The sequence below is a fragment of the Faecalibacterium sp. OF04-11AC genome (assembly GCF_003460645.1).
GTDB lineage: Bacteria > Bacillota > Clostridia > Oscillospirales > Ruminococcaceae > Faecalibacterium > Faecalibacterium prausnitzii_I.
Genome location: NZ_QTVP01000001.1, coordinates 226,010 through 249,235, shown reverse-complemented (window position 1 = coordinate 249,235; position 23,226 = coordinate 226,010). Strand labels below are relative to the sequence as shown.

Genomic DNA, 23,226 nt, shown 5'->3' with positions numbered 1-23,226 from the left:
GAGCGAAAGGCATTACACAAAGTATGTCCCGGAAAGCCACTTGTCTGGATAATGCGGTTGCTGAAAACTTCTTTGGCTTGCTCAAGACGGAACTGTTCTATTTGGAAAAATTCGATTCCGTTGAACAGCTCGAAAAGGCCATTGTTGAGTATATCGATTACTACAACAACTGCCGAATCAAATTAAAACTAAACGGCCTGAGCCCTGTGCAATACAGGATTCAGACCGTTCAGGTTGCTTGATTTTAAATATTGTCTAACTTTTGGGGTTCATTTCATTCATCGGCCGTGAAATCTTTTGTTTGTTTATACTCGATTTCCATGATGCACCCCTTTATAACTTCCACAAACGCGAATTTAGTAACGCAAAAGGAAGTATATGACATACACCCAACTAAGTAATCCATGAAAAATCGCCCAACCGACAGACTTCCACGCTGTATAACTAATAACCATAGCTAATGCACTTCCAAAAGTTATTCCTGATTTTACCGTTTTCTTGACATTCGTTGATTTATTATCTTCCATATTTGTTTCCTCCACAAATTCTAAGTTGCTATTGTAAATCATTTTTTGATATTTCAATCGATGGATAGTGCTCTAAACTTGTTAAGTCAACATCTAATGGAGTAACGTATTCCATATAAAATTTTTCAGGATTTTTATCTTGCAATTTTTTTAAGTTTATTCTTAATTTTTTCCTCCTCTGTAGAAACAAAAACCACTGATACTACTCCTACCTTTTCACTTGGATTCATTCTGCTATCTTCAACATTTCCACATAAAATCATTCTAACTGTATTCATAATAATCCTCCTCCACATATAACTTACGATTTATCAAATAAGAATTTCCGTCAATTTTTCTCTTGATGCGGCTCGCTTCTAAGAGTAGGAACGAACTGTTCTGTTGCCGGAGACGGACCATTTAGGTCGATCTCCGGCAGTATTTTTGTTATCGCCTATTAAAAAACAGCCGGAACGACTTTCTGCTGTGCTACATCGATGATGCCGTATGTATTCAGTCTGAGTTTGGGAATGACCGGAAGGCTGACGAAGGCGAGGGTCATAAAGATGCCGATATCTTCCGCCACGCCATGTGCCTTGAGGGCATCGTTCAGCGCCTGCATTTTCGCCGCAACGCTCTCTGCGCTTTCGGTGCTCATCAATCCGGCCACCGGAAGCGCAAGTTCTGCCACGACCTGTCCATCTGCCACAAACGCAAGTCCACCTTTGTTTCTCCGCACAGTGTTGCCGGCCAGCATCATATCGGTATCGTTGTCCCCTGCCACAATCAGGTTATGGGAATCATGTGCGATGCTCGATGCAACGGCTCCGCATTTCAGGCTGAAGTTCCCTAAAAAGCCAATGCCCACATGGCCGGAGTGATGATGCCGCTCAAAAACGGCGAGTTTTACGATGTTGTGTTCCGGGTCCACACCGGGAGCTTTGCCCAGATGCCGTTGGAACGGGATGATTTTTTCCTCCGTAAGCAGCTCGCCCCGGTTCAGGCAGATGACACGCTCCTGCTCCCCGCTTTCCCGAAGTTCCAGGTCCTGCAGTGTGATCTCATCCAGATCAAAGGAATCCATAACGTGGGAAAATCTCACACGGTCGATGTCAAGCGGTGCGGGTTTCAGCGTTTTTCCGTGCTCGGCCACCAGCGTGCCATTCTTGTAAACCTGTTCGACCGTAAAGGATTCCAGATCAGGAACCACAACCAGATCTGCCCGGTACCCCGGTGCTACGGCACCGCGCTGCTTGAACCCAAAATACTGTGCCGGGACTAGCGTTGCCATTTTGACGGCCACTGCTGGATCTGCGCCCAGCCGGATCGCTTTACGGATGTTGGAATCGATGTGGCCGCTGTCCAGCAGGTCACCGGGGTGCTTATCATCCGTCACCAGCATACAGCGGCTGCAATAGGGCTCCCGGAACAGCGGCATCAGGGCCTCCATATTTTTGGCAGCCGTTCCTTCCCGGATCATGATGTATTGTCCGAGCCGGAGTTTTTCCATGGCTTCCTCGATGTTGGAGCACTCGTGATCGGACTGAACGCCTGCCGCAATATAAGCATTCAGGTCCTTATCGCTCAAGAGCGGTGCATGGCCATCCACGATCTTTCCCGCTTCGGTGCAGTCGCGGATCTTCTGCAGGATCTTCGGGTCGCAGCGCACCGTCCCATAGGCATTCATCAGCTCCGCAAGCCCCAGCACGCGGGGATCGCCGTAGTAAGGCCGGAGCTGTTCTGCGTTCAGCACCGCGCCGGATTCATCCAGATCCGTGGCCGGAACACAGGAGGGCAGCATGAAATAAACCGAAAGGGTCAGATTTTTTGTCGTTTCCCGCATAAAATCCAAGCCTTCCAGCCCCGCAACGTTCGAGATCTCGTGTGGGTCTGTGACCACCGCAGTGGTACCGTGGGGCAGCACTGCCTGCTCGAAAGCCGGACCACAGAGCATGGAGCTTTCGATGTGGATATGCCCATCGATCAGGCCCGGGCAGACATATTTGCCGTGCAGATCAACTTCTTTCCGGCCATGATACGTGCCCACGCCCACGATCGAATTTCCGCTGATGGCAATATCAGCGGTGTCGATCTCATCGGTAAACACATTGACAATTCTGGCATTTTTCAAAACCAGATCGGCCAGAGCATCTCCTCTGCCTGCCGAGATCCGGCGTTTCAGCTCATCAGACTGCATAGAAACATCTCCTCTCTCTGAAGTTCGATTTTCTCACCTGTGGATTGGTTCTGCCTTATTCTACCACGCCTTGCCGCTGCGGAAAAGATGTCGGGAAACAAAAATGGCCCCGGAGGGCTTGTTACAGCTCTCCGGGGCCACCTTATGTGCGTTGTGCCTTGGCGCAGACCGTCAGCACTCCACTGCCACCTTGATCACGCCGTCCCGTTTCTTTTCAAACAGCTCGTAGCCCTCTGCGATCCGGCGCAGGGGGTAGGTGTGGGTGATGAGCGGTTCGGTATCGATCTTGCCCTCTGCGATGAGACGCAGCGTTTCTTCACAATCGCAGCCGTCCACGCCGCCGGTCTTAAAGGTGAGGTTTTTGCCGTACATTTCCGGCAGCGGCAGGGTCTGTGCCTTATCGTACAGCGCCACCACCGTCACAACGGCGTTGGGCCGTGCACACTCCCATGCCAGCCGGAAGGTGGAGTCTGCCCCTGCCACCTCCAGCACCACATCGGCCCCGCCGTGGTCACTGTGGGCACGCACAAAGGCGGCGCAGTCCTCCGGCTGCACGGTGAGCACCTGCGGGTAGTGCCGACGGATGAACTGCAGGCGGCTTGCGTCCTTTTCACAGACGATGATGCGCTTGGGGCTGTGCAGCATGACGCACAGCAGCGTGCAGATGCCGGTCGGCCCTGCACCGAGGATCAGCACGGTATCCTCGGGAGTGATCTCCGAGATGCGTGCCGCCCAAAAGCCAGTGGCCAGCACATCGCCCACCAGCAGCGCCTGCCGATCGGTAACGCCGTCCGGGATCTTGTTCAGTCCCTGATCCGCAAAGGGCACCCGGACATACTCGGCCTGCCCGCCGTCGATGCGGCAGCCCAGCGCCCAGCCGCCGTTTTGATCGGTGCAGTTGTTCACGAAGCCTTTTTTGCAGAAAAAGCACTCTCCGCAGAAAGTCTCCACGTTCACGGTCACCCGGTCGCCGGGCTTCACGTTGGTCACTGCACTGCCCACTTCTTCCACGATGCCCACCATCTCGTGCCCTACCGTGATGCCGGGCACCGCCCGGGGCACGCTGCCGTGCTTGATGTGCAGATCGCTGGAGCAGATACTGGCAAGGGTCACCTTTACAATGGCGTCCCGCTCGTGCTGCAGCACCGGCTTTGGTTTTTCCATCAGGGCAAACGTCCCCTTTGAAACATAGGTATAGGTCAGCATGCTTTTTCCCTCCATGCGCTTTGATCTTTCCGGACTTGAGTATACCACGCAGCGATGGCAAAGAGCAAACCGCAAAAGGCCCACCCTTTGCGGCAGCTCTCCGCCGATCAGATCTTGGGCTGATACTGCATGCTGGACACATTGTAAATGGTAACAAAAGCCTTGGGGTCTTCCCGGTTGATAAAGTTCATCAGCTTCTGATATTCGCTCTTGTCCACGATGGTAATGATCTCGTTGTGCTTTTCCAGATTGTATGCACCGATGGCCTCGTACATGGTCGCACCGCTGTGCAGGTCATAGAGGATGAACTGACGCAGCGCCTCCTCTTTTTCGGTGATGATGCAGACGCGGCGTTTGATGCTGTTATCAAAGATGAAATGGTCCAGCACGATGCCGTTGAAGTAAGTACCGAGGATACTCAGCACCACGGTCTTTTTATCGTAGACCAGGGCCGCGGAAAGCGCCACACACATTCCCGACAGAGACATGGCTTTTCCCAATTCCATGTGCAGGTACTTGTTCATGATCTTTGCCACGATATCCAGCCCGCCGGAGGATGCATTGCGGTTGAACAAAATACTCAGCCCGACGCTGACCACCAGAATATAGCACAGCACGTCCAGCTCCTGACTGCCGGTCATCGAGCCGAACTCCGGGAACAGCTTTTCAAACAGCCCCAGAAACACCGGCAGCAGCACACTGGTGTATACGGTCTTTGCGCCAAATTCTCTGCCGCAGGTAAAGAACCCGATGATGAGAAGCACGACGTTCAGGATCATCGTAATGACCGACAAGGGCAGCGGCACAAAATTGGACAGCACGATGCCAAGGCCGGAAATGCTGCTGACGGATGTATGGCTCGGCACCAGAAAAAAGAAAACGCCCGCCGCAATGATCGCCACCGCCCCGGTCAGGACTGCCGTCTCCCTCAGGACTGCGCCGGTCTTTCCTTTTGCATCGCTCATCTTTGTCCCCCTAAAATCAAATTTGTTTCACCGATTTCCTCATCTTTGTCGATGCGGACAAGGAGCTTACCGCCAAAGCGTTTGTATTCCATAGTGAAGTACCTCCATAAATTCTGAGTTGCTGTTCTCAGTATACCATGGTTTTCCCTTACGGAAAAGATAGCGAAACAAAAATGCCCCCGGAGGCTTGTTGCGGCTCTCCGGGGGCATCTTATGTGCGTTGTGCCTTGGCGCACACGACCGGCGTTTTACTCGATCTCGATCAGGTTCGGGTTCTCAGGCAAAGCCTTCGTCTGCTGAGGAGCAGGCAGCTCAACGTGCAGGACTCCATCCTCGAACTTTGCGTGGATGTCTTCCTTCTTCACATCGCCCACGTAGAAACTGCGCGCGCAGGTGCCGGAGAAAGATTCGCGCCGCAGATAGCGACCCTTCCCTGATTCTCTGGTCTGGGCCCACCTGCACCGCTGCGTGCAAAGCCGCTGCTGCCGATGTGCCCAGAAACAGTCCTTCCGCCCGCAGCACCTCATGGGCCGTTTCGTAGGCTTCCTCGGTGCGGACATTGATGCACGCATCGCTCCAGTCTGGCCGCAGATAGTCGGAAAGTGTGCTTTCCGGCACATCATACGCCGGCAAAACGCCATCTATGATCTGCGCATCCGGGTGCTCCGGGGTCAGGCGGGAGTCCGGATGGGGCTGCACCAGAACCACTTGCAGATTCGGGTTGCGGCTGCGCAGATAACTTGCTGTGCCAAAACCCGTGCCGCCGGTGCCCGCCATGCAGACCAGAATATCCACATGGCCTTCTGTATCATTCATTTCAACTCTTTGATTTCCGAGATGGATGCCGCTGCACCTTTGCGCTGCACGGCAATTCCGGCTGCTTTGGTAGCAAGCCGCATGGCGTCCTCTACTGAACTGCCGCTGCAAAGGCCCGCCAGAAAATAGCCGCTGTAAGTGTCCCCGGCAGCTGTAGTATCCACGGCCTGCACCTTTTCGCAGGGGACAAACAGCCGCCGCTCTGCATCCAGATAGTAGCTGCCCGCACTCCCGGCTGTCAGAAGCAGACGGGTCTGCGGGTATTTTTCGTGCAGCAGGGTCAAAACAGCGTCCGCTTCAAAGGTCTCGGTTCCGGCAAGGGCGCAGGCTTCCACCTCGTTGACACAGAGCACATCTTTTTTACTCCATTCTCTGAATCACCGCGCCCAGCCATCGGCACAGGGTATCGCCTGCCTGATTTGCGATCTCCAGCACGCGGGCGTGGCTATGCTTGACCGTCTGGATGCCGGTGGCCATGTTAGTGATGCAGCTGACGGCCAGTACCTTCATGCCCATGTAGTTGCAGACCATGGTTTCCGGCACGGTGCTCATGCCCACGGCATCGGCTCCCATCCCCGCAAAGGCGCGAATTTCAGCCGCCGTTTCATAGCAAGGCCCATAAAGCCCATGTAAACGCCCTCCTTGTAGGCAATGCCCAGTTCATCGGCGGTCTGCTTGGCAAGGTTCCGCAGCTCCAGACTGTAAGGTTCGGTCATGTCCGGGAAGCGGGGGCCGAAGCGCTCATCGTTGGGGCCAATGAGGGGGTTCGTGCCCATCATGTTGATGAAGTCGGTAATGAGCATCAGGGTGCCCGGCGCAAACTCCCGGTTGATGCCGCCGCAGGCGTTGGTCAACACCACCTTTTCCACGCCCAACAGCTTGAACACATAGAACGGGTAGCAGACTTCCTTCATGGAGTAGCCCTCATAGAAATGGAAGCGGCCTTCCATGGCGTAGACTTCCGTGTCCCCCAGCTTGCCAGCCAACAATGCGCCTTTGTGTCCTGCCACCGTGGATACCGGGAAGTTGGGGATATCCTTGTAGGACAGTTCTTCCGTGTCCGTAAAGTCCGCGGTCAGCTTGCCAAGGCCGGAGCCCAGCACCACCGCGATCTTCGGGCGCTTTTTCGTGTGCGTCTTGATATATTCCGCACTTTCCAGTGCCTTTTCATAAAGATGTTCCATACCATTCTCTCCTTTTCCCAAAAAATTCGATATACTCTCTGGGTTCAGTATATCGGATTTTTCAGGCCGATGCAAGACGCCCTTCATCGAGTCTTATTAAAAACCAAGGAGCAGATACTTCACATCACGAGTGTGTTGTATCTGCTCCTTGGTTCTCCGAATGTCTTATCTCTGGCCGATGTTCCACCGAAACAGCTCATATCCTTCCCGGATATCCTCCGGCAGACGTTTCAAAGTCTCGTCCCGCAGTTCCTGCGGCATCCCATAAAAGGCTTCGGCAATGCCGCCGGTGATGCAGGCAGGGCCATCGCTGCGGGCCGCCACTCCCCTTCCCGGCGTCTTGACAAGCCTGTTCCTTCCCATTACAATACGATAAAAGAGTCCGCTGAGGAGCTTTTGCAATTTGCAGCTACAGGCTCCGGGAAAGGAATGTCGTCATGGAACCAAAAGCAAAACAATATCTGCTCGTGACCGTTGTGGGGGTAACGCTTTTTGTCGCACTGCTGCGGCTTTCTGCCGTTCTGGCCTTTGCCGCCGATCTAGTCGATCTGATCCTGCCCATTCTGGCCGGCGGCATTCTGGCGCTTTTTCTCAGCGTGCCTATGACCGGGCTGGAAAAGCGGCTGAGAAGCCTGTTCCGCAGGGCCAAAAAGCAGCCCTCGGGCAGCGCCATCCATCTTCTCAGCTTTTTCATCACCCTGCTCGGCGTTGTTCTTGTGCTGGTGCTGGCGCTCACCCTGCTGATCCCGGAGCTTGTGCAGTCGTTTCACAGCCTCTATCTGCAGATTGAGTCCAATATCCCCCGCTGGACCGCCTATCTCAGCGCACAGGACACCAACATGGACTGGTTGATGCACTGGCTGGAGGGCATCGACTGGGAGCAGCTGCTGCACAGGATCACCAACAGCATCGACACCGTGCTGGTCAATGCGGTCGGGGCGGTATCTGCCACCGTGAACATCGTGGTGACTGCATCTTTTGCCCTGATCATCTCCATCTATATGTCCCTCGGGGCCGAGAGTCTCTGCCACCACGCCCGCACACTGGTATGCGCCTATCTGAAGCCCAGCCACGCCGCCGGGCTGCTGAAATTCTGTCGGCTGTTCCGCCAGTCCTTTGCAAACTTTCTGACGGGACAATGCAGTGAGGCCGTGATCCTCGGTGTCCTCATGACCCTTGCATTTTCGGTTTTCCGGATCCCCTACGGCAGTCTGGTGGGGATGCTCACCGCCATCTGTGCCATCATCCCCTATGTGGGGGCACTGATCTCCTGCGTGGTCAGCGTGTTCCTTGTGCTTCTGGTGGATCCTGTGCTGGCGGTGCGCTGCCTCATCGTCTACCTTGCCGTGCAGTTTATCGAGAACCAGTTCATCTATCCCCGCGTGGTGGGAAAGTCCGTGGGGCTTTCTCCGTTTTACACCCTTGTGGCCGCCATGATCGGCGGAAAGCTTTTTGGCATCATCGGCATCATCTTCTTTATCCCTCTGACTGCGGTGGTCATTGAGCTTGTAAAAGAGGACGCTTTCCGACGCCTGCATACAAAAGAGACCCTGTCCTGACAACAGCGACCCCGGAGAGTGATTCCCACCGCTCTCCGGGGTCGCTGTTTTTTTATTCTGTGTTTCCCGTGTTAACGTGGCAGAAAAGGCTCCGCTCGTCAATGAGCCGCAGCAGCCGATGGCGGCAAAGTCCTCGCCGCCGCAAGATCGCGGCTGGTCATGTTGTTTACTTTCATGCGTTTTCTCACTTCGCCCATCCATTCAGGCGTAACGGTCGTCCGTTTCATTCTTTCACCTCGCTTGCGTACAATTGTTCATGTCCCCCCCCCAAAAAAAAAGCATTGCCAAGCCATACAAGATGGTGTAAAATGATATTGTGGGTATGTTTTACTCTTGGCAATATTTTTGGATTTAGGGCGGAAAGCAGATCGGAAGGTACGCGCGACCCTCTGCTTTTTGCACCCGGTGCCCGCGCATTGACACCTGATCAACAGGACGGTGTGGGGGAAAAACCCCTGCTGCTGTTGCAGAAGAACTTGTTTTTTCAAACTCTATGCCGACAAGCTGGAAAAACGGCGCTTTACCCAGAATGTCTAGCCGCAAAAAAATTGCGGACTACTTTGGCATTACCGTTGAAGAGCTTATTGGCACAAAAAAAGAGCCCGCCGGGATGGGCGAGCTCGACAAACAGATGCAGGAAATTGTGGAGTTGCTTAACAGCGCAACGCGGTGGAAACGCTGCTGCGCTCCAGGGCAAAGCCGGAGTGAATCAGCCGACAAACGGCAGATCTGTTTTGGCAGGGGCTTCGGTCAGGATGGCCAGAACCTCGGGGACCAGATCAGGGTACTGCCGCAGGATAGCAAGGATTTCTTCATTTGTCATTATGCCAAAACGCTCCTTTTTGTTGTATCTATGATTTTATGTTACAACAGCTATGAGCCGACGTCAAGAGAAAAGAGGAAAATCAAATGAAAATTTCGGAAAAATACAAAGTTATTGCGGCAGGCACAATTGTGGCAGCACTGATGGCAGGCACTGCGTTACCCGCGCTGGCGATCAGCCCCGCCGGGTGCACCTCGCTTGCGCAGATCGAAGAAATGAATGACGACGAAGAAGCCCAAGTTCAGGCATTGAAAGCCGCCATTGCGAAGGTGAACGTCAAGTATGACGAGGTACTGCGGAGCTGGCAGTTTGACAGCCCGATCTATGACAAGGCCGAGAAAAACAAGACCTGCTGCCTTTCTCCGTGGATCTACATCTTCGACGGATGCAAGGACGTGTATTTCGACGAGGACTTTTCCTACAACGGCTCTTCCTGCATCGACCTGAACACAGTCTATGTCCGCGCTGGAGATAATCTGTACACTTACGAGTGCGACCCGGATTATACAGATTACGCCTATGATACAGACCAAAAAGTTTGGTGGGCCTTCTCCAATTTTGAGATGGAGCCCAGCGAAATCGATTGGCTGCGTGAGATGCTCAGTGCCAAAACCATCATCACAAGATATTCCGGTGCATCCGGTACGCAGTACGATTACACATGGACTGCCGACGACCGACAGGCCGTCACCGATATGGTCAACCTCTACGATCTACTTGTCGCAGCGTCGCCGGAAGTGCGTGAAAAAGCACTGCGTAACTAATACGTTCGGCCTAGGGAATAGAAGCTTGGAAGATTTTTATGCGATTAAAGAAAAAGCATATTGCGGCAATTGCATTGAGCGTGGCTATTTGCGTAGGTGCTACCGGTTGTAAATCGGAAGAAGTCTGAACACGGAAAAGCTTATTAAAGAAATCGACAGCACCATCACATTATAGCAATTTTCAATAATACAGCACAGTACTTTAACTTTTGAGCAAAAAGAGGTATAACAAAGGAAGAAGTCTTTGTTTTCCACAAGGCCCAATTCCTCGGCAATTGTCTTTGTTTTCAGCAGTTGATCGCGGTTCTTTGCCCCGCAGATAGTTTTGGTAAAAGAGCCATCGAACCATTCTTCATAGGTTGCTTTCTCCAACATGATTTCTGCCCGATAGCCGGTAATTTCTCCGTCTTTCTCGATGGGTTCCACGCCCTGTCCCATACCGATGGGGTCGGTGAGGAATGCCAGCGAAGCATGGCAGCACTGCGCCGCCAGCTTACCGGGAGACATCTGCAGGTCTATGCCGCCTACGGCAGCGAGGACGGCGTACTGAACCGCGAAAAGTACGAAGCCGACCGCGTAAATCTTCCGCAGGACACTACCGAAACGGTCATTGACGGCGGCTGTCATGCCGGATTCGGCAGCTACGGTGCCCAGAAGGGCGACGGCGCGCCTGTTATCTCCGCCGAGGAACAGCAACAGCAGACAGCGGATGCACTGGCGGCGTGGATGAATCTTCAATAAAAAGCAAAATATCCCGACCATTTTCCTGCAAATCACAGGAGAATGGCCGGGACTTTCTTTCGTATTCTGTAAATCAGGAATCAATACAAATGAAATTTATGGCTGATCTGATGTGCAATTTCATCCGGCAGCGGGCGGAACCCGATGCAGGTCAGGGTCATTCCCTCTCCGTTTTCATCAAATTCTTCCGGTTCCAGCTCGGTGTGGCAGGCATCCCGGATGAGGAAGAAGTCTTTGTTTTCCACAAGGCCCAATTCCTCGGCAATTGTTTTTGCTTTCAGCAGTTGATTGCGGTTCTTTGCCCCGCAGATAGTTTTGGTAAAAGAGCCATCGAACCATTCTTCATAGGTTGCTTTCTCCAACATGATTTCTGCCCGATAGCCGGTAATTTCTCCGTCTTTCTCGATGGGTTCCACGCCCTGTCCCATGCTGATGGGGTCGGTGAGGAATGCCAGCGAAGCATGGCAGCACTGCGCCGCCAGCTTACCGGGAGACATCTGCAGGTCTTTTCGGGCAATGATGAGTTGACGCATTTTTTCTCCTTCTTACGACAGTTTGATCTTCAAATCTGCCAACAGATTCACCGCTTCCGGCAGGGAAAATTTCGCATCCTTCAGGCGGCTGCCCAGAATGTCCACCTTATAACCGGCGGCATCCCGGAAATCCGCCTTGCGCAGGTCACACTGGTAGAATTCCGTTTCGTGAAGTTCCACGCCCTTGAAATTCGCCAGCTGCATCTCGCATTTGGCAAACATAGAGCCGACAATTTCGTTGCCATCCGAAAAGTCGAAGCGGTTGAAGTTCATTTCGGTGAAGGTGTTATATTTCAGACTGCACTCTTTCAGCGTGTGGATAGGGTCCGGGAAGGCACCGTTGGACATCAGCGGTGCCCACTCAATTTCATTCAGGCGGCAGTCCTCAAAATCCAGCGACTGCACCGAGGAATGGGTACTGCGCAGACCTGTGATCTCACACCGCACGAATTTGCACTCATTCAGCGTGGTATGATCCAGTTCGCATTTGGTAAAGGAGCAATCCACAAACACGCAGTCGGTAAAGTCGCAATCCTCAAAAGCCTCCTCGGTGAACGACAGGTCAGCAAACCGTTCACCTTCACAATAACGCTCTGTCATAAAATTCTCCTGTCAGCGCAGTTCTTCCAGCAGGGCGGTGCAGCCCTCCAGCACATCCTGCCAGGTAGCTTCAAAGTCCCCGGTATACCATGGGTCGGCCACATCGCCGGGGCGGCGGGTATGATCCATCAGCAGAGACACTTTATGCTCCGGGTCGCCGCCCACAAAGCGCGCCATATTGCGCAGGTTGTTGTGATCCATGGCGATCAGGTAATCGTAGGTTTCGTAATCCCTCCGGGTCATCTGCCGGGCGGTTTTACCCTCGCAGGAGATGCCGTGCTCGGCCAGCTTCCGCCGGGCGGGCGGATAGACCGGGTTGCCGATCTCCTCGGTGCTGGTGGCGGCAGATGCGATTTCAAATTTATCAGAAAGCCCGGCTTTGGCCACCAAGTCTTTCATTACAAATTCGGCCATTGGGCTGTGGCAAATGTTGCCGTGGCACAAAAAAATTATCTTTGTCATTCCTTACGCATCCCTCCACAAGTCTTTATAATGCGATACATCGCATTATTTTTCAGCATCAGTTCTGCGTGCTTTTCACGCGTCTCTACGCTGCTCTCCACAACTTTTCAGCAAAATGGTGTAGTAATGGTGTACCAAACTGTGCTATATCAACCTGACATTTTTCGCTCCTGCCGGTCAGACGACCCCGGAAAATCGACCAGTTTCGCCATCTGTTCTGCAGCGTGGTCATAGCTTGCATGGGTGTAGACATTCAACGTGATGCTTGCATCGGAGTGCCCCATCACATACTGCAGTGCCTTGATATCCATCCCCGCATTTGCCATGTTGGTGCAGAAGGTATGCCGGAACACATGAGGCGTGATGTGCGGCAGCGGAGCATCCGGGTACAGCTTGCGATACTTTTTCATCGCCCACCGCATCTCGTTCTCGATGTGCAATGCCACCTTCGGGTGATCGTTTTTATCCAGCAGTAGAAACCCACTGTAGCCATCAATGATAACCTCATTCTTCAGCCGTTTGCGATTTGCAAGCAGGTTCTGCAAGCTCTGGAACACGTCCTCCGTCATCGGGATAAACCGGCGGCCACACTCTGTCTTGGTTTTCTCAACGTAGTATTTGCCGCCGCTCTCCCGGATCAGCTGATGATCCACACGGATCCTGCGGTTTTGAAAATCCAGATCCTGCAGGGTCAGACCGCAGAATTCGCTGACACGCATTCCGGTTCCCAGCAGCACCACAAATTCATCGTAGTACTTGGCGTAGCTCTTGTCCTCTCGGATGAAGTTCATCCAAACCTTCTGCTGTTTCTCGGTCAGTGAAATGCGTTTCTGCGAATCGTTGACCACCACATCCGTCAGCTTGAAATCAACCGGGTTGCGCCGTACAACTTCCTCGTTATAGGCCATCTGAAAAGCCGGTTTTACAACACCCCGGATGCTGGTCAGGGTGCTGTACCCCTTTCCTTCCTTTTGCAGTTTGATCATCCAACGCTGAGCATCCGACACCTTGATATCCCGGATCTTTCGTGCCCCGAATGGTTCTTTTTGTACGATGTTCATCACAAAGCCGTACCCGACCTCGTGTTATAGCGGACACCGCACTTCAGCGAAAGATAGCGCTGCAGCAGTTCGTATACCGTAATTTCGCCGCCTGCATAGTCAAGGCCATCTTCAAGGCTTTTCTGCAATTCATCCTCTTTTTCACGCAAGGTTTTGAGATCCGACGCATAGATGCACTTTCGGTTTCCCAAAGCATCCGTGTAGCGATATTGATAGATCAGGTCTTTTCGCTGGCTCTCTCCTGTCCGAAGAACACGTCCTTTATTGTCTTTTCTTCTTGACATCGTCAAACTCCTTTCCTGAATGGAAAGAGCCTTGATATGACACCCTCAGTATACCACATCAAGGCTCACTTGGCACGTCTGATTTTAGATGGAGTAGGCTTTATCGAGATATTCGTCCAACCTTCGGCGTTTGATGAGCCGTTTTGAACCGATCCATAAAACAAATTGACAGCGTTCATGGTCTGACAATGAGCGCAGCTTATTGATTCCCACCCCGGAGTAAGCTGCAGCTTCTTCCAGTGTTAAATTGCTTTTCTCCCAAATCGGGACTTCTTTCATAGGCAGTTCTCCTTATTTTTTATAAGTAGCATATTATTTCTTTTACCAAACCGCTTCAAACCTGCATTGTTTTCAACAGCTGCAGTTTTTCCTGTCCAGCGCGCGTTCTCATACTGGGGCCTGTGCAGGCAATCGGCGTACACAGTTCCAGCAGGGCACGGGTGACACTGGAAATGCTGCTCTGAAGATCTTCCGCCAGCCCTGCCAACGGATAGAGCACATATGCCCGGCCCTGCACATCCACCCAGCTGTTCTTCTGAGAAAGGGTCATGCGGTCCAGCAGCAGAACATATGTTAGCCGCGCTGTATGGGACAGGCTCATCTGCAGCAGAAATTTCGGATAAGGGAAATAAGCGGGTAGTGGGGTTTGTGCCTTGATGTACTCTTTACTCAAACTTCCTCCTAATCGTTTTCAAAAGTCCCTGCCGAATGGGAAAGTCCTGCACGGGCTTACGCATCCGGCAGGGTTCCGGGGTGCGGGGTGGAAGACCCTGCTAATTTACAGGCTCATATCGTAGCTACGCTTCTTGCGTTTCGGTTGACGTACGCGCTGTTCCTGTCGAACCTGCTCCTGCCTTGCCTTTTCGCGGACATTAGCCTCCCACTCGCGTTTCCATGCAAGGTCGGATTTCATCTCATTGGTTTTTCGGAAGATGCTGTACACATTATCCGATGCAATTTCCAGACGCCTGGATTCTTCCCTCAGGGGAGCATATGCTTTTTTCCTCTCCGCGATTTCTTTGGTCAGTTCTTCTTTCCGTTTTTTCAAGGATTTCAGCGATGGCAGTTTTCCATCGTTTTCTTTTCGGAAATATTTCACGGATTCTGTATAGGCATCCAATTCCTTGGAATGCTCTGCACGGAATTTTTTCTTAAAAATTGCTTTCGCAAGTTGCTGTTGGACATCTTTTGTAGAAAGGTACTGCCCTGCATAATGAATCTGTTCATTGGTTTTGTACAGTTCATCCTCTGCCTGTGACAGCCGTTCATACGCAGCCTGCGCGCTGGCCTTCGCCGTCTTACACAGATCGTTCAGTTCCGTCAGGTCGTTGATGTTGTTTTCCTGCACCCATACCAGCGTTTCGGCCATTTTCTGCAAATTGCTGATTTTGACCTTTAGTGCATAGGCCAGATTTTCCTGTGCCTTGACATTCTCCTGCAGGTCCACAACGAGCCGCAGTTTGGTTCTGGTTGTAAAGATCAGTATGGGTTCTTCCTTGTACCGCAGATTCTTTTTGGCATTCTGAACAAAGAATCCTTCCAGACATTCTCTTTTGCAGCTTTCTCCCAGAGAACGCTCCGATATGAACTTGTTCCGTTCCGGCGGCAGATAGCTATAACGCCCACGTTGGGTTTTGACGAAAATGTTGTATTCGTCCTGCAGGATGTCTTGAAAATCTTCATACGAGATTGCTTTCTCACGAACAGCGGCAACGGCATCCCGGATAAGCTGCTTCTGTGTTTGAAACTTTGTCGGATTGGGCGTAAATCCTTCCGTTTCGATTTTCTGTTTTTTCTCATCCAGCCGCCGCTGTGCCCAATACTCCGCTTCGGTCACACCCGTTTTGGATGGTGACAGTAAATCGACCTGATGCAGAAATTCGCGGCGGCACAAATCCATGAGGGATTTCTGCAGGTGTTTCAGGTACTCGTTCGTCACATGGTGCTTGTACCCTGCTTTGCAGTCAATGGGCCGCTCAATAAAGGGCTGCTTAGGCACATCCAGTTTTCGCAGACTGTTGATTACGATATGGACATGAATGTTGCCGCTGCCATTGTGACCGTCCATGTGCGTACAGACCAATGCCTGATGCCCCGGAAAATTTGCTTTTGCGTATTCCAGCCCAAGCTCCTGTGCCCGTTTCCCCGTCAAGCAATTTTCTGTGCTGTCCCGTGGGTCAAAGCTGATGATGTAATGGTGCGATTTAATTTCATCCTTGTTTTTGTTCTTCTGATATTCGCGGTTCAGTTGCTGACAGGCAGCATCGAAGGAGTAGGGTTCACAGTTCAGACCGTCCAGATAAAACTCATCTCGCATGATACGATTTCCGTTCTGGTCAAGGATCGGAGTTTTCCGAAGCTCGTCATGCTTGAAAATCAGATACTCCAGTGCAGCACCATAGTTGGAACTCTTACTTACGATGTGCTTTAAGATTGCCATAGTTCTTTCCTGCCATTTCTGCGACCTGCTCCCGCATTTCAAAAATACAGGAAATCGCATGGTTGATGTTTTCGAGCATAGCGCGCGACTGGATACCGCCGCTGTTGAAGAACGCTGCAATCTGGTTCAGGTTGTTCCCGATGGCGGCAAACTCCCGTGTGATGGCTTCGATCTCGTCCGGGTGGACATAGAATACATACGAGGTATTCACGCGACCTTTCATCAGCATCTGCGCTGCAAATTCAGAGAGCGTCATTCCGGCATCTTCGGCCTGCTGGTGTAAAAGTTCATGTACTACTTCTGTAACTCGTGCGGAGATTACTTTTGTCTTTACGATAGATTTCACTTTTTTCTTCGTTCTTGGCATGGAGTCTCCTTTCCAAAATCAAAAATTTGATTTTCCCGGCAGTGCGTTTGCACTCCGGCTGTGACCTGTTGCAGCAGGCCACCAACAGGCAAAATCATGTGATTTTGCACGATGTGAGGGTATGGGGAGCACAATCCCCATCAAGATGCCGCCGTAGAAAAATCGCCCGTAGGAGCGGTTTCGTATACAAAGGCGAATCTTGCTCTTAACTACCGTCCACTCTGTCCCAGCCTGTTCCTGCCCGATTTTCTCCGACGTATTTTCCGATAAGACGCGCAGAATGCACATTCAGTACCAGAGGTATCCTGCTGGGGTGGCTCATGTGATTTTCAAGGTGCGATGTGACTTTGTAAGGAATCGGGGAATTTCATCAGTGATACCGTAGTGAATTGGCTTACTTTTGAAAACACTTCCTATACCCTATACAAACTTTAAGGGGTGTTTTTAAACCGGGTCTTTTGAAAGTTCAAAGAAAATTCATTTTTCCAACGTTCCCCTCTACCTATAACAATCTAAAATGGATTTATGGCATACAGATTTTCAAATTTTATTTGAACTTCTTCTTACTCCTTACACCAATATGAATCTATAAGGCCGTTTTGGAATACAGTTTTGAAAATTTCACAATTTTGGATAAAAAGAGAAACGGCAAAGTTCAAAATTAAACCTTACCGTCATTCATAAAGACACTGTATAAAACGAAACGCCCACGATAAGCAGGTGGCGTGCCTGTTCATCGTGGACATATTGCTATTTTAACGTTGTGTAACTGTTATCGATGTTCCTACACGGGCAACCTTGACACATCCGTGTCAGGACGATTCACTGAACGATCTCTTCATCTTCTCCTTCACTTCATCCGGCACATCGATCAATCCGAACCGATAGAACATGCCATAAATGTAAGTCACTCCCCGGATATCGCCCAGAGCTTTCGGGCGGTCTACCACCTCTCCCACCTTTTTAATATTCCGTAGTGCCAGCAGCACTGAACTCCACGCCAAACTTTTACTCTTCTCCCGACGGTCGATCCACAGCTCTTTTGTGTACTCGCCATTCCTGCCTTTTTTAATTTCGTAAGTGAATGGCAACCCAGAGTAGGTTTTGAATTTCACACCAGCATAGGCCAGAACCACGCTCCAGAAGTTTTCTTCTGTCGAATCAGCTTTCCACCGCTTCATCGCCCTGTATCTCCGCTGCCGCTCGGCTCCGACACTGATCTTTTCCTTTTCTGTACTGGGGAAGTACACACCTTTCTGATAAGGCAGGTACGAGGTGACGGAGGCTTTGGATAGGTCAAGGGCTGCTGCGGTTGAAAGGATGGAGGTTTTGTAGTCCTGTGTTTCACGGTATTCTTCAAAAGTGTTTTTTACTTTCTCCGCCACATCCGATTCATACACACCAGCCGTGATGAGGAGCTTTCTTACTTTGATGTGGTTTAAAGCCAGAGCGTCTGCGATGAATTGAAGGGAGCACTCCTCCTCATAAAGTGCCACAGCACTTGCCATCTGCTCTTTCAGATTCTTCCCGGCATCGTACTCCGGCTTCAACTTCTTTCGACCGCCACCGGGCTTTCGGGGCTTATACGCTCTTTTCTCTCCCATAATTATTCGTGCAGCTCCAGCGGCAGACCATCCGGGTCATGGAAGAATGTCATCTTCTTGCCGGTGTAATCATCCACACGAATTGGCTCACATTCAATTCCTACCTCCGCCAGCTCCCTCACCGTCTGCTCCACACTGTCTACGCAGAATGCAAGGTGACGCAGCCCACAGGCCTCCGGGCGGTTCACACGCTTCGGCGGGTTTTCTTCTGCAAAAATCTCCAGCTCTGTGTGCTCATTGACACGAAGATCTAGCTTCCAGTCCTTACGCTCCGGGCGATAGTTTTCCCTGATAACAGAGAAGCCCAGCTTGTTCACATAGAAATCCTTTGCAGCTTCGTAGTCAGATACGATAATTGCGATGTGGTGTATTTTAGATAGGTTCATTTTTTTCACGCTCCATTTCTTTTAATTTTGTTCTTCTTTTATTTTCGTTACAAACTATACTACGGCCTCAAAAAAACCGTGTGAACTTCTGGAGTTCAGTTTGTCCACACGGCCGATCTTATTTCAGTTTTTCGAGGATTTCATCCGCACTCATGCCGCTAGCCAGCAGCTTCTTCAGCACAGCCTCTGCTTCGGTCTTCTTCGCTTCTTCAGCGGCCTTAGCATCTGCCTTTGCCTTCTTCGATTCCAGGGATGCCACTTCTTTTTCGGCCTTCTTCAAAGCAGTCTTTTTTGCTTTCAGATCAGCCTTCAAAGTGTCAATGTTTGCGGTGATGGATGAAATCTCAGCAGTCAGGGAAGTGATAGATTCCTGCTTCTCCGCGATCTGAGATGCGTAGTCGGTATGGGTAGTTTTGGGACGGTTTTTGCTGCCTTTTGTTCTGGGCATAGGTGATAACCTCTTTCCTTTTTAGTGGTTTAAGTATAGCACTGTGTCGGTACGCATACAATCCTCGAATCTCATTTCTCTTGCTGCTCAGGACAAGCAACATCAAGCTTATTTGCTGAATCTTCAGTCGATTCCTCTACAAGCTGATACCGATGTTGACCAATATTAATTTGCTGCGGAAACGACATACGCGAAATTCCAATACAAATCACTGTAACAACAGCTATCAAGGTTAAAAGTGCGATTCCACTCACTACTTTTTTATTCCATTTTTTCTTCCCATTTTTATCGTAAACAACTTTGTCGTTAATGTCTCGCAGAAAATCTATTAAAATTGATATTAAAAGGACAAAGACTAATCCTATTACTATCGCCACAACCACAAGTTCTAATGTATCTGCTTTTCCAAGATTGTTAAGCACTGAAGTTGAAAAAGTAAATGCCCCAACAAATGCAAGCATTATTGCAGCAAAAATTCCAAGTATCGTTATATATTCTTTTTGAATTCCTTTAATCTCTTTATGAGATTCTTCAACTTCGTCTTTCATAGCTGCAGCAATCCCAGCTTTTGTAATGACGCTTGCGCTTTCTATCTGTATAAGATTTAATTGAAAATGGTCATACAGTTTTACGCATATTTTTCTAGTATCTTCCGATACTTGATTCTCATCATCTAAAACATATTGAAGTAGTTTATCAACATTTGTAGAAAAAACGCCTCGCGACTTTTCATCAAGACCAACAATAAAACCACTTATCACCGAATACAAAATTCTGTCAACTTTTTCAGTCGATGCTATATAGGCATCAACACTATTGGCTGTTCTCTTAGGTTCATAAGCTTCTGTATCAATCAGCAACGAACGGCAAATGCCATTCAATCTCTTTTTTGATTCTCTCAGTTTCTTCTGTGATGCTGCCGGTTTAATTAGACTGCTGCTATCTTCATTTTTCAAAAGTTTACCAATTTCATCAGCCATTAAAATATTCCTTTATCGCTTCGGGTGTAATTTCTCTGTTCATATGTGGGATATACGCATCAATCCACGGGGACTGTTTATGTGTCAAACCAACTAAGTCCGTTGCTGAGTAATCCGCAAATTTATCAATTACGGTCTTAATAAGATTTTTATCATCGCCAGTTATGCAATCGTTACTGTCAGACTTTTCAAAGTCTATAATTGTCGGTATATCACTACTGCCAAATTGTTTGTATTTTCTATATGCTTTTGGAACAACCGGGCCAAAATCCCAGGCTTCAATCTTATCATCAAAGCAACATCTATTAGGTTGTTTTATCAAAAAATATGCTTGGATAAAGTAAAGAATCTTCTGCAATTTCAAATTAGAAATTCCGTATTCTTTTTCGTTACTATAATCAATCACATATTTACACACATCTAAAACTTTATAGCTCATTCACCCAGCCTCCCTTCATTTATTTTATTGGATTTTATAGTATATCATAAATTTCAGCTAAAATCCATCTTTTTCTCACATCTCAGTCGACCATAAGATCGTTGCCTGCTGCTCACCACGGAGAGGTGTGTGATTATCAGAGCAGCACAGGGAGCTTCCGCTCCCAGTATATCACAAATCTGCAAATAAATCAGCCTTATACACGCCGTTCTCCAGCATCTCCTTGAAACTGCCCTTTACTGCTGCGACATCCTCATGATAGGTCATGCCATACCATGTATCATTGGTTTTCAGAACCCTCACAGACATCTTTCCCTGCTCCAGTAATTCTCCAATGAAAATGGGAATCAGATACTCTGCCTTCAGCGGATTGCTCGGTACTTCTTTCTCGAAGAACTCTTTGAATCCGTCCTCCAACACATCCAGAAAATCAGGAGTCAAGCCCCACATATTCATGGAAACCAGAGAATTCACATCAACAACCACGCCGTCTGCCTCTGCTCCATCTGCTGTCTTTACGATGTTCTTAGTCTCAACAACCTCTGTCAGATTGTTTGATCATCCATTTTGCAGATGCCACGGGTCACACCGCCATTATCAGACAGCGTGTTCTTCAGCACAAAGCCTGCCATGCAGGACTTGCCACCATTCACCAGATACTCATGTACGGCTTTGAAACCTTCCTTGCCGTAGTAATCGTCTGCATTGATGACGATAAACGGGGTCTTGATGACCTTCTTGGCGGCAAGCACAGCCTGACCGGTTCCCCACGGCTTTGTACGGCCTTCTGGCAGAGTTCCCGGGATATCATTGATATCTTGGAAAGCATAGTCAACAGTTACATTATGAGAAGAACAAATGGAGGCAATGCGATTGCCGATAACCTCTTTGAATTCCTTCTCAATATCCTTGCGGATGATAAATACCACATGGTTAAAGCCTGCCTCAATCGCATCATGAATCGAGTAATCCATGATGCTGTGATTTGAAGCATCCACCGGCTCCAACTGCTTAATTCCCGTTCCGAAGCGGCTACCGATACCAGCAGCCATGATAAGTAATGTTGTTTTCATAATCTCTTTTCTCTTTCTACTCTGTAAGTTCTTCTAACAACTGAACCCAATTTGCAACAATTTTATTTTTTGAAAACTGGTACATATTTCGCTGGGAATCTTCTGTAAAATGTGCTCTCAGCTTATCATCTTTTATAAGCACTTTTAATTTTTCAGCAAACATACTTATGTCAAAAGGTGGTACTATATAGCCATCCACACCATTCGAAACAATTTTATTTGGTCCATTTCTTATATCAAAGCTAACTATTGGAAGTCCAAATGCTTTAGCTTCAAGCAAAACAAGGGCAAATCCTTCAAATCGACTTGTCATCACATAGATAGATGCATTTTTATAATTTTCCTCAATGTGCTCTGTAAATGGCAGCCATTGTACTCGATCCAACCCTAAAGTCTTTTCTTTCTCATGCAGTTTCTGTTCAAGAGAACCACTACCTACAATTTGCAGTTTCCAGTTCGTCAGTTCTTCATCGCTTTCAACCAGCTTCCATATATCAAGTAAATAATCAAATCCCTTTTGTTCTTCAAGTCTACCCACTGCTAAAACCGTCCTACAGTCGGCATCAAACTTAAGACTTTCTAAATCAAAACACGGGAAATTATAAATCTGTTTTAAGCATTCTGTATGTTTTACATCTGCTTTCCACGCCTCGTAATCAGCTTTTGAAAGGACCACAACGACATCACTTATTCTTGCCGCCACTCTTCTTCCCCACCATCTCGGAGAATATTTTCCACCAAAATTATAGTTGAAATGTTCCCATGATATTAACTTTGTGTTTTTCTTCTTTAGCAAAGGCATGAGTGGAAGAAAACACAGAGATTTATATGTATCTACTACTACAAATGCATCGTCCCCCCCATAATCTCATGTCCTAAGCACTTGAATGTTTTAATACGCCTACTTATAACATTTTCTATTTTTTGTGAATTGAAGACTTTGACAGTCACACTGGAATTTATCTCGTATTTACTTCTTTTTTTACTTGCATTTATTGACAAAATAGAAACATCAAATCCAATATCAGCAAGCAAATTAGACAAAACTGCTGTGCATCTCATCTTTTGTAATATCAGCAAGCAAATTAGACAAAACTGCTGTGCATCTCATCTTTTGTAATATCATCAATAAAAAAGGCTACTTTCATTATTTTATTCCTTTCAATCTTTTACTAGGTCGTTCAGCTGTATTTCAATCTTCAACCGAAAATTATTTTTTAGGCAATAATTTATTTTGCAACGCCTATCCAAATTTCTCCAAATCAGGTAATCTAAAAAGTTTCCTCATTACTTTATTTTTGTTAAACAAAACAGTAAATACTACTGGTATACCTACCCCAATCAATACGTAAACACTGCGACCATAAGCCAATTCAGTTTTCCAGTGATTCAGCGGGATATGCATAAACATGATTGGAATAGTTGCTTGCCCGCAAAGCACAAGGAAACGATTCAAGCCATCAATCCGGTTGATTTTTTCCATCCAATAAACCAACCTTGCAAATACCATTCCAAATGCACACGGAATCAATAATGCGGATAATCATCTTGAATCGGAGATTTCTTGTTGTTGATCATATCGACCTTAGCCTGCACAATATCGACTGCAACTACCTGATGATGCTGGCTCAGAAGCACTCCCAGCGAAAGCCCTACGTATCCCGTGCCGGCCACAGCGATTTTATAATTTTTCATAGTTCTGTTCTCCCTCACTAATTTTTCATTTGATAAAACAGCAAACAAGCCCACGGCGGATCACTCAATGGCAATCCACCGTAGGCTCGATTC

General features: G+C 49.0%; 29 protein-coding genes and 5 pseudogenes. 4 read left to right on the top strand and 30 right to left on the bottom strand.

Features of this window, described 5'->3' with window-relative positions:
- Nucleotides 1-242, top strand: a 242-nt coding sequence (locus DXA70_RS01215) for an IS3 family transposase (RefSeq protein WP_147341633.1), incomplete at its 5' end; no start/stop codon positions are given.
- A 114-nt stretch (nt 243-356) separates the two neighbouring features.
- On the opposite strand, the gene DXA70_RS13690 is transcribed toward DXA70_RS01215, so the two are convergent.
- The 10 genes and pseudogenes from DXA70_RS13690 to DXA70_RS01170 all read right to left on the bottom strand — a co-directional run bounded on the left by DXA70_RS13690 (nt 357) and on the right by DXA70_RS01170 (nt 7,198).
- Nucleotides 357-527, bottom strand: a complete 171-nt coding sequence (locus DXA70_RS13690; protein ID WP_172678648.1) for a hypothetical protein — start codon at nt 525-527, stop codon at nt 357-359.
- Between the two features lie 134 nt (nt 528-661).
- Nucleotides 662-805 (bottom strand): hypothetical protein, encoded by a 144-nt coding sequence (locus DXA70_RS13905; protein ID WP_243000928.1) that lies wholly within the window; start codon nt 803-805, stop codon nt 662-664.
- Nucleotides 806-963: 158 nt separating this feature from the next.
- Complete coding sequence (gene ade, locus DXA70_RS01205) at nt 964-2,703, bottom strand: adenine deaminase (RefSeq protein ID WP_128117353.1); 1,740 nt, start codon at nt 2,701-2,703, stop codon at nt 964-966.
- Between the two features lie 171 nt (nt 2,704-2,874).
- A complete protein-coding gene (locus DXA70_RS01200; protein ID WP_097785050.1) occupies nt 2,875-3,909 on the bottom strand; it encodes an alcohol dehydrogenase in 1,035 nt (344 codons plus the stop codon).
- Between the two features lie 107 nt (nt 3,910-4,016).
- Nucleotides 4,017-4,874 (bottom strand): YitT family protein, encoded by an 858-nt coding sequence (locus DXA70_RS01195; protein ID WP_128117352.1) that lies wholly within the window; start codon nt 4,872-4,874, stop codon nt 4,017-4,019.
- A gap of 248 nt (nt 4,875-5,122) precedes the next feature.
- Nucleotides 5,123-5,305 (bottom strand): annotated as a pseudogene (locus DXA70_RS01190) (Hsp20 family protein); the annotation flags it as partial.
- Between the two features lie 55 nt (nt 5,306-5,360).
- Nucleotides 5,361-5,651, bottom strand: a pseudogene (locus tag DXA70_RS13900) (pyridoxal-phosphate dependent enzyme); the annotation flags it as partial.
- Between the two features lie 35 nt (nt 5,652-5,686).
- The gene (locus DXA70_RS01180) at nt 5,687-6,043 is read right to left on the bottom strand and encodes a PfkB family carbohydrate kinase (protein WP_128117350.1); all 357 of its coding nucleotides are present in this window, start codon (nt 6,041-6,043) and stop codon (nt 5,687-5,689) included.
- Between the two features lie 7 nt (nt 6,044-6,050).
- Nucleotides 6,051-6,874 (bottom strand): annotated as a pseudogene (locus tag DXA70_RS01175) (purine-nucleoside phosphorylase).
- 165 nt (nt 6,875-7,039) lie between these two features.
- Complete coding sequence (locus tag DXA70_RS01170; RefSeq protein ID WP_199522833.1) at nt 7,040-7,198, bottom strand: hypothetical protein; 159 nt, start codon at nt 7,196-7,198, stop codon at nt 7,040-7,042.
- A 113-nt stretch (nt 7,199-7,311) separates the two neighbouring features.
- Here DXA70_RS01170 and DXA70_RS01165 point away from each other — a divergent pair, with 113 nt between their 5' ends.
- Nucleotides 7,312-8,433: an AI-2E family transporter gene (locus DXA70_RS01165; RefSeq protein ID WP_128117349.1), complete on the top strand. Its 1,122-nt coding sequence runs from the start codon at nt 7,312-7,314 to the stop codon at nt 8,431-8,433.
- Between the two features lie 98 nt (nt 8,434-8,531).
- On the opposite strand, the gene DXA70_RS15005 is transcribed toward DXA70_RS01165, so the two are convergent.
- Nucleotides 8,532-8,660, bottom strand: a complete 129-nt coding sequence (locus DXA70_RS15005) for a hypothetical protein (RefSeq protein WP_278321296.1) — start codon at nt 8,658-8,660, stop codon at nt 8,532-8,534.
- A gap of 682 nt (nt 8,661-9,342) precedes the next feature.
- Here DXA70_RS15005 and DXA70_RS01160 point away from each other — a divergent pair.
- On the top strand, nt 9,343-10,020 hold the full coding sequence (locus DXA70_RS01160; RefSeq protein WP_128117348.1) for a hypothetical protein: 678 nt from the start codon (nt 9,343-9,345) through the stop codon (nt 10,018-10,020).
- 99 nt (nt 10,021-10,119) lie between these two features.
- Here DXA70_RS01160 and DXA70_RS01155 read toward each other — a convergent pair whose 3' ends face one another.
- Nucleotides 10,120-10,527: an aminoacyl-tRNA hydrolase gene (locus DXA70_RS01155; RefSeq protein WP_243000926.1), complete on the bottom strand. Its 408-nt coding sequence runs from the start codon at nt 10,525-10,527 to the stop codon at nt 10,120-10,122.
- Here DXA70_RS01155 and DXA70_RS01150 point away from each other — a divergent pair.
- Nucleotides 10,492-10,761, top strand: a complete 270-nt coding sequence (locus DXA70_RS01150) for an alpha/beta hydrolase (RefSeq protein WP_243000925.1) — start codon at nt 10,492-10,494, stop codon at nt 10,759-10,761. The two genes, DXA70_RS01155 and DXA70_RS01150, sit on opposite strands and share 36 nt — an antisense overlap.
- Before the next feature lie 80 nt (nt 10,762-10,841).
- Here DXA70_RS01150 and DXA70_RS01145 read toward each other — a convergent pair whose 3' ends face one another.
- The 18 genes and pseudogenes from DXA70_RS01145 to DXA70_RS01065 form a co-directional block, all read right to left on the bottom strand.
- Nucleotides 10,842-11,294, bottom strand: coding sequence for an aminoacyl-tRNA hydrolase (locus tag DXA70_RS01145; protein WP_128117347.1), 453 nt, complete (start codon nt 11,292-11,294; stop codon nt 10,842-10,844).
- A gap of 12 nt (nt 11,295-11,306) precedes the next feature.
- The gene (locus tag DXA70_RS01140) at nt 11,307-11,894 is read right to left on the bottom strand and encodes a pentapeptide repeat-containing protein (RefSeq protein ID WP_015536933.1); all 588 of its coding nucleotides are present in this window, start codon (nt 11,892-11,894) and stop codon (nt 11,307-11,309) included.
- Nucleotides 11,895-11,906: 12 nt separating this feature from the next.
- Nucleotides 11,907-12,356, bottom strand: a complete 450-nt coding sequence (locus DXA70_RS01135) for a low molecular weight protein-tyrosine-phosphatase (protein ID WP_128117346.1) — start codon at nt 12,354-12,356, stop codon at nt 11,907-11,909.
- A gap of 149 nt (nt 12,357-12,505) precedes the next feature.
- Complete coding sequence (locus DXA70_RS01130) at nt 12,506-13,342, bottom strand: site-specific integrase (protein WP_347553449.1); 837 nt, start codon at nt 13,340-13,342, stop codon at nt 12,506-12,508.
- 74 nt (nt 13,343-13,416) lie between these two features.
- Nucleotides 13,417-13,701, bottom strand: a complete 285-nt coding sequence (locus DXA70_RS15190) for an integrase DNA-binding domain-containing protein (RefSeq protein ID WP_347553448.1) — start codon at nt 13,699-13,701, stop codon at nt 13,417-13,419.
- An 84-nt stretch (nt 13,702-13,785) separates the two neighbouring features.
- Nucleotides 13,786-13,980, bottom strand: a complete 195-nt coding sequence (locus tag DXA70_RS01125) for an excisionase (protein WP_128117345.1) — start codon at nt 13,978-13,980, stop codon at nt 13,786-13,788.
- Between the two features lie 55 nt (nt 13,981-14,035).
- Nucleotides 14,036-14,374 (bottom strand): replication initiator protein A, encoded by a 339-nt coding sequence (locus DXA70_RS01120; RefSeq protein ID WP_128117344.1) that lies wholly within the window; start codon nt 14,372-14,374, stop codon nt 14,036-14,038.
- A 105-nt stretch (nt 14,375-14,479) separates the two neighbouring features.
- Complete coding sequence (locus DXA70_RS01115; protein WP_158565120.1) at nt 14,480-16,141, bottom strand: relaxase/mobilization nuclease domain-containing protein; 1,662 nt, start codon at nt 16,139-16,141, stop codon at nt 14,480-14,482.
- Nucleotides 16,113-16,508, bottom strand: a complete 396-nt coding sequence (gene mobC / locus DXA70_RS01110; RefSeq protein WP_128117342.1) for a plasmid mobilization relaxosome protein MobC — start codon at nt 16,506-16,508, stop codon at nt 16,113-16,115. The genes DXA70_RS01115 and mobC overlap by 29 nt, the downstream gene beginning before the upstream one ends.
- Nucleotides 16,509-17,320: 812 nt before the next feature.
- A complete protein-coding gene (locus tag DXA70_RS13895) occupies nt 17,321-18,112 on the bottom strand; it encodes a hypothetical protein (protein ID WP_243000922.1) in 792 nt (263 codons plus the stop codon).
- Between the two features lie 2 nt (nt 18,113-18,114).
- A complete protein-coding gene (locus tag DXA70_RS01100; RefSeq protein ID WP_128117341.1) occupies nt 18,115-18,498 on the bottom strand; it encodes a VOC family protein in 384 nt (127 codons plus the stop codon).
- Nucleotides 18,499-18,616: 118 nt separating this feature from the next.
- Nucleotides 18,617-18,946: a hypothetical protein gene (locus DXA70_RS01095; protein ID WP_128117340.1), complete on the bottom strand. Its 330-nt coding sequence runs from the start codon at nt 18,944-18,946 to the stop codon at nt 18,617-18,619.
- Nucleotides 18,947-19,017: 71 nt separating this feature from the next.
- The gene (locus tag DXA70_RS01090; protein WP_128117339.1) at nt 19,018-19,926 is read right to left on the bottom strand and encodes a hypothetical protein; all 909 of its coding nucleotides are present in this window, start codon (nt 19,924-19,926) and stop codon (nt 19,018-19,020) included.
- Nucleotides 19,919-20,365: a type II toxin-antitoxin system antitoxin SocA domain-containing protein gene (locus DXA70_RS01085; RefSeq protein ID WP_128117338.1), complete on the bottom strand. Its 447-nt coding sequence runs from the start codon at nt 20,363-20,365 to the stop codon at nt 19,919-19,921. Before DXA70_RS01085 ends, DXA70_RS01090 begins: the two co-directional genes overlap by 8 nt.
- Nucleotides 20,366-20,536: 171 nt before the next feature.
- Nucleotides 20,537-21,438, bottom strand: a pseudogene (locus tag DXA70_RS01080) (sugar phosphate nucleotidyltransferase).
- A gap of 16 nt (nt 21,439-21,454) precedes the next feature.
- Complete coding sequence (locus DXA70_RS01075) at nt 21,455-22,141, bottom strand: glycosyltransferase (protein ID WP_158565119.1); 687 nt, start codon at nt 22,139-22,141, stop codon at nt 21,455-21,457.
- A 540-nt stretch (nt 22,142-22,681) separates the two neighbouring features.
- Entirely contained in the window at nt 22,682-22,921 is a 240-nt protein-coding gene (locus DXA70_RS01070) for a hypothetical protein (RefSeq protein ID WP_199522832.1), read from the bottom strand.
- A 56-nt stretch (nt 22,922-22,977) separates the two neighbouring features.
- Nucleotides 22,978-23,133, bottom strand: a pseudogene (locus tag DXA70_RS01065) (UDP-glucose 6-dehydrogenase); the annotation flags it as partial.
- Nucleotides 23,134-23,226 lie beyond the last annotated feature (93 nt).

What these genes read in the sequence shown, in the direction of transcription:
- DXA70_RS01090 (WP_128117339.1), bottom strand. Translation starts at nt 19,926, where the DNA reads ATGGCTGATGAAATTGGTAAACTTTTGAAAAATGAAGATAGCAGCAGT.
- mobC (WP_128117342.1), bottom strand. Translation starts at nt 16,508, where the DNA reads ATGCCAAGAACGAAGAAAAAAGTGAAATCTATCGTAAAGACAAAAGTA.
- DXA70_RS01095 (WP_128117340.1), bottom strand. Translation starts at nt 18,946, where the DNA reads ATGCCCAGAACAAAAGGCAGCAAAAACCGTCCCAAAACTACCCATACC.
- DXA70_RS13905 (WP_243000928.1), bottom strand. Translation starts at nt 805, where the DNA reads ATGAATACAGTTAGAATGATTTTATGTGGAAATGTTGAAGATAGCAGA.
- DXA70_RS01125 (WP_128117345.1), bottom strand. Translation starts at nt 13,980, where the DNA reads ATGAAAGAAGTCCCGATTTGGGAGAAAAGCAATTTAACACTGGAAGAA.
- DXA70_RS01085 (WP_128117338.1), bottom strand. Translation starts at nt 20,365, where the DNA reads ATGAGCTATAAAGTTTTAGATGTGTGTAAATATGTGATTGATTATAGT.
- DXA70_RS13895 (WP_243000922.1), bottom strand. Translation starts at nt 18,112, where the DNA reads ATGGGAGAGAAAAGAGCGTATAAGCCCCGAAAGCCCGGTGGCGGTCGA.
- DXA70_RS13690 (WP_172678648.1), bottom strand. Translation starts at nt 527, where the DNA reads ATGGAAGATAATAAATCAACGAATGTCAAGAAAACGGTAAAATCAGGA.
- DXA70_RS01165 (WP_128117349.1), top strand. Translation starts at nt 7,312, where the DNA reads ATGGAACCAAAAGCAAAACAATATCTGCTCGTGACCGTTGTGGGGGTA.
- DXA70_RS01135 (WP_128117346.1), bottom strand. Translation starts at nt 12,356, where the DNA reads ATGACAAAGATAATTTTTTTGTGCCACGGCAACATTTGCCACAGCCCA.
- DXA70_RS01145 (WP_128117347.1), bottom strand. Translation starts at nt 11,294, where the DNA reads ATGCGTCAACTCATCATTGCCCGAAAAGACCTGCAGATGTCTCCCGGT.
- DXA70_RS01160 (WP_128117348.1), top strand. Translation starts at nt 9,343, where the DNA reads ATGAAAATTTCGGAAAAATACAAAGTTATTGCGGCAGGCACAATTGTG.
- DXA70_RS01130 (WP_347553449.1), bottom strand. Translation starts at nt 13,342, where the DNA reads ATGATCAAACTGCAAAAGGAAGGAAAGGGGTACAGCACCCTGACCAGC.
- DXA70_RS01100 (WP_128117341.1), bottom strand. Translation starts at nt 18,498, where the DNA reads ATGAACCTATCTAAAATACACCACATCGCAATTATCGTATCTGACTAC.
- DXA70_RS01140 (WP_015536933.1), bottom strand. Translation starts at nt 11,894, where the DNA reads ATGACAGAGCGTTATTGTGAAGGTGAACGGTTTGCTGACCTGTCGTTC.
- DXA70_RS01150 (WP_243000925.1), top strand. Translation starts at nt 10,492, where the DNA reads ATGGCAGCACTGCGCCGCCAGCTTACCGGGAGACATCTGCAGGTCTAT.
- DXA70_RS01200 (WP_097785050.1), bottom strand. Translation starts at nt 3,909, where the DNA reads ATGCTGACCTATACCTATGTTTCAAAGGGGACGTTTGCCCTGATGGAA.
- DXA70_RS01070 (WP_199522832.1), bottom strand. Translation starts at nt 22,921, where the DNA reads ATGGAAAAAATCAACCGGATTGATGGCTTGAATCGTTTCCTTGTGCTT.
- DXA70_RS01115 (WP_158565120.1), bottom strand. Translation starts at nt 16,141, where the DNA reads ATGGCAATCTTAAAGCACATCGTAAGTAAGAGTTCCAACTATGGTGCT.
- DXA70_RS01155 (WP_243000926.1), bottom strand. Translation starts at nt 10,527, where the DNA reads ATGTCTCCCGGTAAGCTGGCGGCGCAGTGCTGCCATGCTTCGCTGGCA.
- DXA70_RS15005 (WP_278321296.1), bottom strand. Translation starts at nt 8,660, where the DNA reads ATGAAACGGACGACCGTTACGCCTGAATGGATGGGCGAAGTGAGAAAA.
- DXA70_RS01195 (WP_128117352.1), bottom strand. Translation starts at nt 4,874, where the DNA reads ATGAGCGATGCAAAAGGAAAGACCGGCGCAGTCCTGAGGGAGACGGCA.
- DXA70_RS15190 (WP_347553448.1), bottom strand. Translation starts at nt 13,701, where the DNA reads ATGTCAAGAAGAAAAGACAATAAAGGACGTGTTCTTCGGACAGGAGAG.
- ade (WP_128117353.1), bottom strand. Translation starts at nt 2,703, where the DNA reads ATGCAGTCTGATGAGCTGAAACGCCGGATCTCGGCAGGCAGAGGAGAT.